Source organism: Burkholderia sp. HMSC10F09 (genome assembly GCF_001806955.1).
Taxonomy (GTDB): domain Bacteria; phylum Pseudomonadota; class Gammaproteobacteria; order Burkholderiales; family Burkholderiaceae; genus Burkholderia; species Burkholderia multivorans.
This window is the reverse complement of the sequence record NZ_KV786941.1, coordinates 1-11,535: the sequence shown is the minus strand read 5'-3', so window position 1 is coordinate 11,535 and position 11,535 is coordinate 1. Positions and strand designations below refer to the sequence as shown.

Below are 11,535 nucleotides of genomic sequence, written 5' to 3'. Positions count from 1 at the left end.
GCTCGGGCCGGGGCTGCTGGCCGGCGCGTCCGACGCCGACCCGAGCAACGTCGCGGTCTACGCGCAGGCCGGCAGCCAGGTCGGCTTCAACATGCTGTGGATGATCGTCGTCACGCTGCCGATGATGGTCGCCGTGCAGATCGCCTCCGCGTGCATCGGCCGCAGCAATCGCGAAGGGCTGATCGCCGGCATCCGTCAGCACTATTCGGCGCGCGCCGCCAAGGCGCTGATCGCGCTCGTCGTGATCGTCAACGTCGTGAACGTCGGCGCCGACCTCGCGGCGATGGGCGACGCGACCGCGCTCGTCGTCGGCGGCCGCAGCTACTGGTTCGCGCCCGTCTACGGCATCGTCTCGCTCGCGCTGCAGGTGACAATGTCGTACGAGCGCTACGCGCGCTGGCTGAAGTGGCTCACGTTCGCGCTGCTCGCGTACGTGGTCGAGCTCGCGTTCGTGCACGTCGACTGGCCGCACGCGCTGCATGCGCTCGTGCTGCCGCAGATCGCGTTCTCGCACGCCTACGCGACGACCGCCGTCGCGGTGCTCGGCACGACGCTGAGCCCGTATCTGTTCGTCTGGCAGGCCGCCCTGGAAGTCGAGGAAGCGCAGGCGGCGCAGCGCAACGGCGCGAGCGCGCGCGACACCGCACTCTGCGACCGGCAGGCGCAGCGGATCCGCGTCGATACGTGGGCCGGGATGGTCGTGACCAACGCGGTGTCGTTCTGCATCATGGTCGTGGGCGCGGCCGTGTTCTATGCGCGCGGCGAGCACGACATCGCGAGCACCGCACAGGCCGCCGAGGCGCTGCGGCCGATCGCGGGCGAAGCCGCGTTTCTCGTGTTCGCGTTCGGCATCGTCGGCTGCGGCCTGCTCGCGATTCCCGCGTTCGCCGGCAGCGCGGCATACGGCTGCGCGGAAGCCTGGCGCTTCCGCGAAGGGCTGAACGAGCCGGTGCGGCGCGCGCCCGCGTTCTATACGGTGCTCACGCTCTGCGTCGTCGTCGGCATCGCGATCTGCTTCAGCCCGATCGATCCGATCCGCGCGCTGTACTGGAGCGCGGTGCTCAACGGCGTCGCCGCGGTGCCGATGCTCGTGATGGTGATGCTGCTGTCCGCGCGGCGCGGCGTCGACGGGCGGCCGGGCACCGGCATCGTGTCGAAATGCTTCGGCTGGCTCGCGGTCGCGCTGATGGCGGTCGCGGTCGTCACGATGGTCGTCGACATGGTGGCGTAGTCGCGAACGGCGGGAAAGGCGGGATAAGCGGGACCGCCGCCGCGCGCGATGCGGTCAGCCGCCCGGCTGCATCACCGCCTTGATGCAGCCGTCGCTGCGCGTGCGGCTTAGTTCGTAGAGCGCGGGCCCGTCCTCGAGCCGCGCACGGTGCGTGACGACGAACGACGGATCGATCTGACCGTCCGCGAGGCGTCCGAGCAGCTCGTCGCTCCAGCGCGGCACGTGCGTCTGCGCCGCGCGCAGCGTCAGTCCCTTGTTCACGATCGCGCCGACCGGCACGTCGTCGACGAGGCCGCCGTACAGCCCCGCGATCGACACGATGCCGCCGGGCCGGCACGCATAGATCGCTTCGCGCAGCACGTGCGGCGGGTCGACGCCGGGTGCCGACGTTTCCTTGAAGCGGTCGAGCGGCGCATCGACGGCGTCGATCGCGTGCGCGTGGAGCCCGACCGCGTCGATGCACTTGTCGGGGCCTTTGCCGCGCGTGTGTTTCGCCAGCGTGTCGGCTACGCTGAGCTTCGTGAAATCGAGCGGCGTCGCGCCGAGCGTGCGCGCGCATTCGAGCCGCGCGGGCACGCAGTCGATCGCGATCACCTCGCGCGCGCCGAGCAGCCGCGCGGCCAGTGCGGCGAACAGGCCGACTGCGCCCGCGCCCCACACCGCGACGACGTCGTTCGGCTGGATCGCGCACTGCGCGGCCGCCTGCCAGCCGGCCGGCAGCGTGTCGCCGAGCGGCAGCGCGCGTTCGTCGTCCAGCTCGTCGGGCAGCCGGATCGGCGCGACGTCGGCGAACGGCACGCGCACGTATTCGGCGTGGCCGCCCGCATAGCTGCCGGCGAGATGGCCGCCGCCCAGCAGGCCGCCGGTGCCCTGCCCGTACACGCGCTCGACGAACGCGCGATTCGGGTTCGACGCCTCGCACACCGAGTAGTTGCCGCGCCGGCACTGCTCGCATTCGCCACAGGCGACGACGAACGGCACGACGACGCGATCGCCGACGTGCAGACGGCGGTTCTCGCGTCCGACCTCGACCACTTCGCCGACGAATTCGCGCCCGAGAATCGCGCCGTCCTTCAGCCCCGGCATCGCCGCGTCGTACAGATGCAGATCGGCGCCGCCGATCGCGCAGCGCCGCACCTTGACGATCGCGTCGCGCGGGTGCTCGATCGCCGGATCGGGCACCCGCTCGTAGCGCACGGTGCGCTTGCCGTGCCAGCACAAGGCCATCATCGGCGTTCTCCCCGCGGCCGGCGACGCGTTACATCATCTTGCCGCGCGAGCGCTCGGCGCGCGCCGCGTCGGCGGCCGACTCGACCTTTTTCACTTCTTCCGGCGGCGGCAGCACGGCCTTGAAGCCCATCGACTGGATCCACATCTCGCGGGCCCAGCCGCGCGTGTGGTACAGGTGATGGTCTTCGTCGGCCTCGACCTCGTCATGCGCGGCCTTCAGCACCTTCGCCGCTTCGCTGTCGGGCAGCTGGTCCGCCGCATAGCCGATCAGCTCCCAGTTCAGGTGGTCCTTCGTTTCGGCGAGCACCACGCACTCGGCCGCGACGACCTGCGCGACGGCCGGGTCCGCCTGCTGCCGCGCCTGCTCGATGACCTGGACCAGCGATTCGCCGGTGGCCGCCACCGCCGCGCGGCCGGGCGACTGCGCGTCGGGATCGAGGCCGAGGGTCTTGAACACGTCGCGCAGCACCTCCTGGTGATGCAGCGTTTCGCGATGGTACTTCTCCCACTCCTTGTGCAGGTCCTCGTCGGTCGCGCACTGCAGCGCGGCCTCGTAGATCTTCGCGCCGCCAAGCTCGGTCTCGTACGCCTGGCAGAGCAGTTCGAGGATGCCTTCGTGCTTCGATTGCCGTTGGGCCATGACTGCCTCCGAAAAATCGGGCCGCACGCGCGGCCCACAGGTTGAACCGGGCGCGCGTTACTGCGCGCCCACCTTGCGCTGCAGCGCCTCCGCCATGCTCAGGTGATGCTTGAGCGTCGGCAGCGTCGATTTGGCGAACGCGCGCAGATCGGCATCCTTGCCGTCGCGCGCCTCGCTCTCGAACAGCGCGATCGTCTTGCGGTGTGCATCGGGGCCCGCGGCCGCGACGTACGCGACGTCGAAGTCGTGGCCCTGCTTGCCGCGCAGCGCCTCGACGTCCGGGTCGGCGATCTGCTCGGCCTGCGGCTTGATGCCCTTGCGCGCGGCGAGCTTGGTCAGCTGCGCGTTCGCCTTGCCGTGGTCGGCGACCATCCGCTTCGCGAACGTGCGCACGTCGGCCGACTTCGCCTGCTTCAGCGCGAGCTGGCTCGCCTGCACTTCGGTCTTGCCGCCGAGCGCCGCCTTGTCGACGAACTCGGCGTCGGTGCCCTGCGGCGACTTCGCGATGCCGCTGTCGGCAGCGGCCGCGCCCGACGACGGGTTCACGACGCCGCCCGGCACGTGCGAATTCGATGCCGGCGGCTCGCTCGGCATCTGTGCGTGCGCGGCCGTCGACAGACCGAGCACGCCCGCGGCGGCGAGTGCCGCGATCGTCCAGTTGTGGGTTCTCATTCGGTTCCTCCTTGCGTGAGGCGGCGTCAGCCGCCGACGATCGAGCCGCCGTTCGGGTGCAGCGTCTGCCCCGTCATGTAGCTCGCGCCTTCGGATGCGAGCAGCACGTAACAGCCGATCAGTTCGTCCGGCTGCCCCGGCCGCTTCAGCGGCACGTTCGAGCCGAATTTCGCGACCTGCTCGGCCGTGAATGTGGACGGAATCAGCGGCGTCCAGATCGGCCCCGGCGCGACCGCGTTCACGCGGATGTCGCGCTCGGCGAGCTCGATCGACAGCGAGCGCGTAAACGCGACGATCGCGCCCTTCGTCGCGGAATAGTCGGGCAGCTTCGGGCTGCCGTGATAGGCCGTCACCGATGCGGTGTTGACGATGCGCGCGCCGGGCTGCATGTGCTTGAGCGCGGCCTGCGTGCAGAAGAACATGCCGTACACGTTGGTGCGGAACGTGCGTTCGAGCTGTTCTTCGCTGACTTCCTCGAGGCTCGGCTGCGGATGCTGTTCGCCCGCGTTGTTGACGAGCACGTCGAGCCGGCCGAGCCGCTCGACCGTGCGCGCGACCGCGTCGAATGCCTGCCGCCGGTCGCCGACGTCGCAGGCGATCGCTTCGCAGCGCCGCCCGGCCTGCTCGATCAGCCGCTTCGTATGCGCGGCATCGTCGGACTCCTTCAGGTAGACGATCGCGACGTCCGCCCCTTCCTTCGCGAAACCGATTGCCACCGCGCGCCCGATCCCGCTGTCGCCGCCGGTGACGAGCGCGACCTTGCCCGCGAGCTTGCCGCTGCCGACGTAATCGGCGGCTTCGTCGCGCGGCTTCGGATTCATCTCGCGCTCGGTGCCCGGTTGCTGCGTCTGCTTCTGCGGCGGCGGCGTCTGTGCCGTGGTCATGGGGTTCCTCCTTCAACGACGGTGTGCGCAGCGCGACGCAAGCGCCGTGCCGTGCGCCGCGCGCCCGCGCGGCGCCGACGGCGCGGCCTCGCGCGCGCGGCATTGCAAAATGCGTGCAGAAAATACGCGGCTCAACGCGGTCTCGCGGCGCCGGCCTCGTCGGGACGGCGCACCGGATCGAAATCGCGCCACTCGCCGTTCTGCCAGTCGCCTTCGACGCGCTCGATCGACGTCGCGCCGGTCGCGCGCAGCACGTCTTCGGCGGTCGTCGCGCTGCCCGGCGTCACGCGCGCGGCGAGGATCACGCCCGATTCGGTCTTCGCGAGCGTGCCGCGCCCTTCGGCCTGCTGCCCGCGCATCCGGCCGAGCGCGCCGCCGAACGCGCCGAGATACGCGCCCGCGAGCGCGCCCGCGACCGGCACGAACCAGTAGCGCAAGCCGATCGCATAGACGATCAACCCGACGACGAGCCCGATCGCGAGCCCGCGCATCACGCCGACGACCGCGCCGCGGCCGCCGGGCTTCGCGGCCGTATCGGCGTATACGTCGCCGCCGACCGGAAAGCGCGCATGCTGCCCGTCCGGATTCAGGAAGAAGATCGACACGTCGTCCGGGCCGAATGCGCGCTCGTAAAGGCGGCGCGCGCCGCCTTCCGCTTCCTCGAAGGTCGTGAACCGACCTGCGACGATCATCGCCATTGCTCTGCTCCTCGTGACGGTGCGCCGCGCGCGCGGCCGGCGCGCGGCGGCGCGGCGCTTACATCAGCCGGCCCAGTTCCTTCGAGACCGACGCCGGCGTTTCGTACTCGCGGTCGGGGATTTGCTTGAGCATCTCCAGCACGTCCGGATCCGCGTGCGAGCGCTCCGCGCACTCGACGACGTCCGACTTGCTCGCCGGATAGTCGAGCCCCTTCAGCGCCTTCTGCACGTCGATCGGGCTCGGCGGCTTGCCGTGCCCGGTCTGGTGCCCGCCCTTGTCGTGATCCTGCTGCGTGCGCTCGCCTTCGTGCGCGCGCGAGTGGCTGTGCTCGTGACCCGTATGTTGTCGGGATGTCATTGCGATGCCTCCTTCGAAAAGTGAAACGAAATCACGCCGCGGCGCGGCGCGACCGCGCGACGGCCGCGAACAGCAGCGCGGCCGCGGTCAGCGCAACGGCGCTCGCGACCTTCGGACGCTGCACGACCGTGTTGTACGCGCACGAGCGCAGCACCGGCCCTTCCATGCCTTCGCGCTCGTGCAGCGCATGACGCGACTCGTAGAGCGCGTTGTCGTCGCGCGGCCGCGCCGGCCGCACCGTGCGCTGGCCGCGCGAGAACAGCGTCGCCGCGAGCCGGTCGAACAGCCGCGGCGCGTGATACGCGCTCGCCGACGTCAGCTTTGCGGCACCGCCGACGAACAGCGTGCGGCGCGGATGCGCGGCCGCGAACAGGATCGCGTCGGCGACGAGTTCGGGGTCGTAGATCGGCGGCGGCAGCTTCGGCTCGACGTTCATGTAGTTCTTCGCGTGCATCACGAACATCGTGTCCATCGCGGCCGGCTTGATCAGCGTCACGGACACCGGCAGCCGGTCCGACTCCAGTTCGAGCCGCAGCGAATCGGTAAAGCCCTTCACCGCGTGCTTCGACGCGACGTACGCGCTCTGCAGCGGCAGCGGCGCGTCGGACGCCTCGCTGCCCATGTTGATGATCGCGCCGCCGCGCAGGTCGTTCTGGCGACGGAAATGGTCGGCCGCCACCAGAGAGCCATGCACGACACCCCAGTAGTTCGTGTCGAACAGGCGCCGCTGATCCTCGAGCGGCACGGTCGCCGCGGTGCCGAAAATCGACACGCCCGCGTTGTTGACCCAGGTATCGAAGCCGCCGTACGTCTCGACCGCCTGCGCGGCCGCGCGCTGCAGATCCTCGATGTTCGCGACGTCGCCGGCGACCGGCACCGCGAGGCCGCCGTGCTGGCGGATTTCTTCGCAGAGCGTGTTGAGCGCGTCCGCGTTGCGCGCGAACAGCACGAGCTTCGCGCCGCGCCGTGCCGCCTTGCGCGCCGTTACGAGGCCGATGCCGCTCGTCGCGCCGGTGATCACGATCGTCTGCTCGCCGACCGGTTTGAGCATGCAGTTCATCACTGGACTCCTTCGGCGGTGCCGTCGGTTATTTCGGCCGGATCGTCAGCTGGTCGCGCACGCTCTGCACGCCGTCGACCTTCTTGACCGCGTCGACGGCCATCGTGCGCTGCTGTTCGTCCGGCACGCTGCCGGTCAGCATCACGACGCCATGCCGCGTCTTCACGTGGATGTCGCCGCTCGTCAGGCCGCTCGTGCCGACCAGTTCGGCCTTCGCCTTCGTCGTGATCGTCGCGTCGCGGATTTTCGTGCCGGTCGACGAATGCGACGACGACGAAGACGAGGACGACGACGCGCTGTCGTCGCCGGCGGCGTACACGTTCGGCGCGGCGAGCGCGCAGGTGGCGGCGGCGACCGCGATCGCGAGACCGATGCGGCGCGTGCGACGACCGCGAAGTCGCGGAGAACGGGCTTGCAGCGAGTTGAGCTTCATCGTGACCTCCTTTTTGTCACGCCGGGCGAGCCGGCAGGTACGCCACGCCGGCGCAAGCGGCGTGCCGGACCACCCACGCGCGCGTCACATCCGGTCGAACCGCGTTCGGCGCCTGCACGCCGATGATCAGACGCCCTTTCATCCAACGCGTTGTAATTTTTGCGGCGCTCTCCCGTACGCGCGCACGCGCGTAGCAGCGGGCATGACGATTGCCGGAGAAGCTTCGAGGGACGCACCGGCGCGGCCTCGATATCGGGAGCGACACCATGCAAAGAATCGCGTTGATCAGTGAACATGCGTCGCCGCTGGGGGTCATTGGCGGCGTCGATGCAGGCGGGCAGAACATCTATGTCGCAAACGTCGCGAAGCAGCTCGCCGAGCGCGGGCTCGACGTCGACGTGTATACGCGTTGCGACAATGCGCACCTGCCGGAAGTCGTACGGATCGGCACGCGGATGCGCGTGATCCACGTGCCGGCCGGCCCGCCGGTCGACGTGCCGAAGGAAAAGCTGCTGCCGTACATGGGCGCGTTCGCGGAGTACATGATCGCGCGCATGCGCCGCGAGCCCGATCCGGTCGACGTGATGCACGCAAACTTCTTCATGTCCGGCGAAGCGGCGCTGCGCGTGAAGAAGCGCCTTGGCATTCCGCTCGTGACGACGTTCCATGCGCTCGGCCGCGTGCGGCGTCTGCATCAGGGCGCGGCCGACGGCTTCCCCGATGCGCGCTTCGCGATCGAGGACACGCTCGCGCGCCGCTCGGACCGGCTGATCGCCGAATGCCCGCAGGACGCGCTCGATCTGACCACGCACTATCGCGCCGATGCATCGCGCATCGAGATCGTGCCGTGCGGATTCGACGCGCGCGAATTCCGGCCGGTGCCGCGCGCAGCCGCGCGTGCGCAGCTCGGCTGGCCCGAGGACGCGTTCGTCGTGCTGCAGCTCGGCCGCCTCGTGCCGCGCAAGGGAATCGACAACGTGATCGACGCGCTCGCGCGCATGCCGCGCGATCCGCAGCGGCCGACGCGGCTGTACGTGGTCGGCGGCAGCCAGGCGACGCCCGACCCGGCGAACGATCCGGAACTCGCGCGGCTCGTCGCGCTCGCGCACGACGTGGGCATCGCCGATCGCGTGACGTTCGTCGGCCGGCGCGACCGCGACGCGCTGCACCTCTACTACAGCGCCGCCGACGTGTTCGTGACGACGCCGTGGTACGAGCCGTTCGGCATCACGCCCGTCGAGGCGATGGCGTGCGCGACGCCCGTGATCGGCAGCGACGTCGGCGGCATCCGCACGACGGTCGAGGACGGCAAGACCGGTTATCTCGTGCCGCCGCGCGATCCGGCCGCGCTCGCCGAGCGGCTCGTGCAGTTGCGCGCGCAACCGGATCGCTGCGCGGCGCTCGGCCGCGCGGGCTACGAACGCGCGCATCGCTTCTATACGTGGCGCGGCGTCGTCGACCGGCTCGTCGACGTCTATCGCGACGTCGCGCGCGAGCGTGCGGGCACGACGGCAGCCACGTCGCGCCGCACGCCGGTCGCGACGACACCGGCCGTGCTGGCCACCCGCAAGGAGAATGCGTGATGAAGGGCTACGATCGAAAACGCGTGCTCGTGACGGGCGGCGCCGGCTTTCTCGGTTCGCATCTCTGCGAGCGTCTGGTGACGGCCGGCCACGACGTGCTGTGCGTCGACAATTTCTACACCGGTGCGAAGGACAACATCGCACACCTGCTCGACGCGCCGAATTTCGAGCTGATGCGTCACGACGTGACGTTCCCGCTCTACGTCGAAGTCGACGAAATCTACAACCTCGCGTGCCCCGCGTCGCCCGTGCACTACCAGCGCGACCCCGTGCAGACGACGAAGACGAGCGTGCACGGCGCGATCAACCTGCTCGGTCTCGCCAAGCGCGTGAAGGCGCGCATCCTGCAGGCGTCGACGAGCGAGGTGTACGGCGACCCCGACGTGCATCCGCAGGACGAACGCTATTGCGGCCGCGTGAATCCGATCGGCATCCGCGCGTGCTACGACGAAGGCAAGCGCTGCGCGGAAACGCTGTTCATGGACTATCACCGGCAGTACGGCGTCGACGTGCGGATCGCGCGGATCTTCAACACCTACGGGCCGCGCATGCATCCGGCCGACGGCCGCGTCGTGTCGAACTTCATCACGCAGGCGCTCGCGGGCGAACCGCTGACCGTCTACGGCGACGGCACGCAGACGCGCTCGTTCTGCTACGTCGACGACATGATCGACGCGCTCGTGCGGCTGATGGACGAGCCGGGCGACGCGTGCGAGCCCGTCAATCTCGGCAGCGACGACGAGATCGCGATGATCGACGTCGCGCGCGAAGTCGTGCGCGTGGTGGGCGCGACGGTGCCGATCGAGTTTCGTCCGCTGCCGGCCGACGATCCGCGCCAGCGCCGGCCGAACCTCGACGCGGCGCGCAAGCGGCTCGGCTGGCGCGCGACGACGCCGTTCGCGAGCGGGCTCGCGCATACCGCGCGCTATTTCATCCATCGGCAAGCGGCGCACCATGCGCCCGGCGATCTCGTGCGCAGCACGCAGATCGCGTCGCACATGCTCGCGCAGATCGGCACGCGCAACCGCGCGGCGCCGACGTCTTGAGCGCGGCGCACGCGTCGGCTCAGTCGTCGCGGCTCGTCACGCGCGCGATCTCGCGCGCGAGATCGCCGACGTCGACCGGCTTGCAGAGATAGCCGTCGAAGCCGGCCGCGCGCGCGCGCCGCTCGTCGGCGAGCCCCGCGTGCGCGGGCACCGCGACGACGCGCGGGTTGCACGCGTCGTCGCCTTCGGCCGCGCGCCGGCGGATCGCGTCGAGCAGCCAGAAGCCGTCGCCGTCCGACATCGCGAGATCCGACAGCACGACGGTCGGCCGCATCTGCGCGGCGATCGTCACGGCCTGATGGCCCGACGATGCGACCGCGACTTCGGCGCCGAGCGTGCGCAGCGCGGCGGTCAGGCTCGCACGCGTGGTCGCGTCGTCGTCGACGATCAGGATCCGCTGCGTGTCGAGGCCGAGCCGTTCGCGCGCGACGACCGTCTGCGCGATTCCCCATGCCATCGCGCCGATCGGCTGCCAGCCGGCCGGCAGCTTCACGGTGAAGGTCGTACCGCGATTGCGCCCCGCGCTGTCGACGACGACCGTGCCGCCGTGCAGCTGCACGATATGCCGGACGATCGACAGGCCGAGCCCGAGGCCGCGCCGCGACGAGGCCGGCGAATCGTCCGCGCGCCGGAACATGTCGAACACGTGCGGCACGAACTCCGGCGCGATGCCCTGCCCGGTGTCGGTCACGGTCAGCACGGCATGCGTGTCGTCGTGCGCGACGCTGACCGTGACGTCGCCGCCGGCCGGCGTGAATTTCAGCGCGTTCGATACGAGGTTAGACAGCATCTGCCGCAGCCGCTCGGCGTCGCCCGAGACGATGCAGGTCGCGACACGCGACTCGAATTCGAGCGCGATGCCGGTGCTCGATGCGGCCGTCTGGAACGCGGCGACGACATCGGCGAACAGCCGCACGACGTCGACCGGCATCGTGTCGAGCCGCAGCTTGCCTGTGGACAGCGACGACGCATCGAGGATGTCGCCGACCATGCGCGTGAGCGAGCGCGCGCTGCGGTCGATCGCGTCGATCGCCTGCACGCGCAGCGCGTCGTCGCCCGAATTGCGCAGCACCTCGATCCACCCGTAGATCACGTTCAGCGGCGTGCGCAATTCGTGCGATACGGTGGCGAGCAATTCATCCTTCAGACGATTCGACGTCGCGGCCTGCTCGCCCGCGTCGCGCGCGCTGCGCAGCGAGCGTTGCGTGCGCCGGTCCTGACGGCGCTGTGCGCCGGTCTCGCGCAACGTGATCGACAGCGCGACGCCGTCGCGTGCCTCGCCGCGCACGGGCCGCGCGGCGACCGTCGCGCGGAAGCGTCCGCCGTCGCGTCGCACGCAGAGCAGGTCGACCGGCCCGACGATTTCGCGCAGATGGTCGAAGGTCTGCACGAGCGGATGACGCTTGAGCCAGCGCATCGCGATCAGCGAGTCGAAACGGCGGCCGTACGCCGCCTCTTCGTCGTAGCCGAAGATGCGCTGCGCGGCCGGATTCCAGCTGACGATACGCGCGTCGCGGTCGATCCCGATGAGCGCGTCGGGCGACGCGTCGACGACCGCGCGCCGGACCTGCGCGGCGTCCGCCCGCGCGCGGTCCGCGCTCGCGTCGCGCAGCAGCAGCACTGCGCCGTCGACGTTGCCGTCCGCATCGGCGATCGGCGCGGCCGTCTCCGCGACCGGCACGGGCTCGCCGCCGGCCGCG

General features: G+C 70.4%; 12 protein-coding genes. 3 read left to right on the top strand and 9 right to left on the bottom strand.

Features of this window, described 5'->3' with window-relative positions; all coding sequences use genetic code 11:
• On the top strand, nt 1-1,231 hold a 1,231-nt coding region (locus tag HMPREF3115_RS28180; protein ID WP_256276466.1), incomplete at its 5' end, for an Nramp family divalent metal transporter.
• A 54-nt stretch (nt 1,232-1,285) separates the two neighbouring features.
• Here the strand turns inward: HMPREF3115_RS28180 and HMPREF3115_RS28175 are convergent.
• The 8 genes from HMPREF3115_RS28175 to HMPREF3115_RS28140 all read right to left on the bottom strand — a co-directional run bounded on the left by HMPREF3115_RS28175 (nt 1,286) and on the right by HMPREF3115_RS28140 (nt 7,206).
• Nucleotides 1,286-2,461 carry an alcohol dehydrogenase catalytic domain-containing protein gene (locus tag HMPREF3115_RS28175; protein ID WP_069221655.1) on the bottom strand — a complete coding sequence of 392 codons (1,176 nt, stop codon included), beginning with the start codon at nt 2,459-2,461 and terminating at the stop codon, nt 1,286-1,288.
• A 28-nt stretch (nt 2,462-2,489) separates the two neighbouring features.
• Complete coding sequence (locus HMPREF3115_RS28170; RefSeq protein ID WP_006407431.1) at nt 2,490-3,101, bottom strand: DUF892 family protein; 612 nt, start codon at nt 3,099-3,101, stop codon at nt 2,490-2,492.
• Nucleotides 3,102-3,158: 57 nt separating this feature from the next.
• Nucleotides 3,159-3,773: a DUF4142 domain-containing protein gene (locus HMPREF3115_RS28165; RefSeq protein ID WP_006407430.1), complete on the bottom strand. Its 615-nt coding sequence runs from the start codon at nt 3,771-3,773 to the stop codon at nt 3,159-3,161.
• 26 nt (nt 3,774-3,799) lie between these two features.
• Nucleotides 3,800-4,657: an SDR family oxidoreductase gene (locus HMPREF3115_RS28160; RefSeq protein WP_006411765.1), complete on the bottom strand. Its 858-nt coding sequence runs from the start codon at nt 4,655-4,657 to the stop codon at nt 3,800-3,802.
• Nucleotides 4,658-4,788: 131 nt separating this feature from the next.
• Entirely contained in the window at nt 4,789-5,355 is a 567-nt protein-coding gene (locus tag HMPREF3115_RS28155; protein ID WP_053298965.1) for a hypothetical protein, read from the bottom strand.
• 58 nt (nt 5,356-5,413) lie between these two features.
• The gene (locus HMPREF3115_RS28150; RefSeq protein ID WP_006398916.1) at nt 5,414-5,713 is read right to left on the bottom strand and encodes a DUF2795 domain-containing protein; all 300 of its coding nucleotides are present in this window, start codon (nt 5,711-5,713) and stop codon (nt 5,414-5,416) included.
• A 31-nt stretch (nt 5,714-5,744) separates the two neighbouring features.
• Nucleotides 5,745-6,773, bottom strand: a complete 1,029-nt coding sequence (locus tag HMPREF3115_RS28145; RefSeq protein ID WP_006398915.1) for an SDR family oxidoreductase — start codon at nt 6,771-6,773, stop codon at nt 5,745-5,747.
• A 28-nt stretch (nt 6,774-6,801) separates the two neighbouring features.
• Nucleotides 6,802-7,206, bottom strand: a complete 405-nt coding sequence (locus HMPREF3115_RS28140) for a BON domain-containing protein (protein WP_006407426.1) — start codon at nt 7,204-7,206, stop codon at nt 6,802-6,804.
• 266 nt (nt 7,207-7,472) lie between these two features.
• On the opposite strand from HMPREF3115_RS28140, the gene HMPREF3115_RS28135 reads away from it, so the two are divergent.
• Complete coding sequence (locus HMPREF3115_RS28135) at nt 7,473-8,789, top strand: glycosyltransferase family 4 protein (protein ID WP_006407424.1); 1,317 nt, start codon at nt 7,473-7,475, stop codon at nt 8,787-8,789.
• Entirely contained in the window at nt 8,789-9,835 is a 1,047-nt protein-coding gene (locus HMPREF3115_RS28130) for a UDP-glucuronic acid decarboxylase family protein (RefSeq protein ID WP_006398911.1), read from the top strand. Before HMPREF3115_RS28135 ends, HMPREF3115_RS28130 begins: the two co-directional genes overlap by 1 nt.
• Nucleotides 9,836-9,854: 19 nt before the next feature.
• Here the strand turns inward: HMPREF3115_RS28130 and HMPREF3115_RS28125 are convergent.
• The coding region (locus tag HMPREF3115_RS28125; RefSeq protein WP_070557035.1) for an ATP-binding response regulator at nt 9,855-11,535 on the bottom strand (1,681 nt) is incomplete at its 5' end.

Coding starts and splice junctions, on each gene's coding strand:
- HMPREF3115_RS28175 (WP_069221655.1), bottom strand. CDS start 2,461: ATGATGGCCTTGTGCTGGCACGGCAAGCGCACCGTGCGCTACGAGCGG.
- HMPREF3115_RS28170 (WP_006407431.1), bottom strand. CDS start 3,101: ATGGCCCAACGGCAATCGAAGCACGAAGGCATCCTCGAACTGCTCTGC.
- HMPREF3115_RS28165 (WP_006407430.1), bottom strand. CDS start 3,773: ATGAGAACCCACAACTGGACGATCGCGGCACTCGCCGCCGCGGGCGTG.
- HMPREF3115_RS28160 (WP_006411765.1), bottom strand. CDS start 4,657: ATGACCACGGCACAGACGCCGCCGCCGCAGAAGCAGACGCAGCAACCG.
- HMPREF3115_RS28155 (WP_053298965.1), bottom strand. CDS start 5,355: ATGGCGATGATCGTCGCAGGTCGGTTCACGACCTTCGAGGAAGCGGAA.
- HMPREF3115_RS28150 (WP_006398916.1), bottom strand. CDS start 5,713: ATGACATCCCGACAACATACGGGTCACGAGCACAGCCACTCGCGCGCG.
- HMPREF3115_RS28145 (WP_006398915.1), bottom strand. CDS start 6,773: ATGAACTGCATGCTCAAACCGGTCGGCGAGCAGACGATCGTGATCACC.
- HMPREF3115_RS28140 (WP_006407426.1), bottom strand. CDS start 7,206: ATGAAGCTCAACTCGCTGCAAGCCCGTTCTCCGCGACTTCGCGGTCGT.
- HMPREF3115_RS28135 (WP_006407424.1), top strand. CDS start 7,473: ATGCAAAGAATCGCGTTGATCAGTGAACATGCGTCGCCGCTGGGGGTC.
- HMPREF3115_RS28130 (WP_006398911.1), top strand. CDS start 8,789: ATGAAGGGCTACGATCGAAAACGCGTGCTCGTGACGGGCGGCGCCGGC.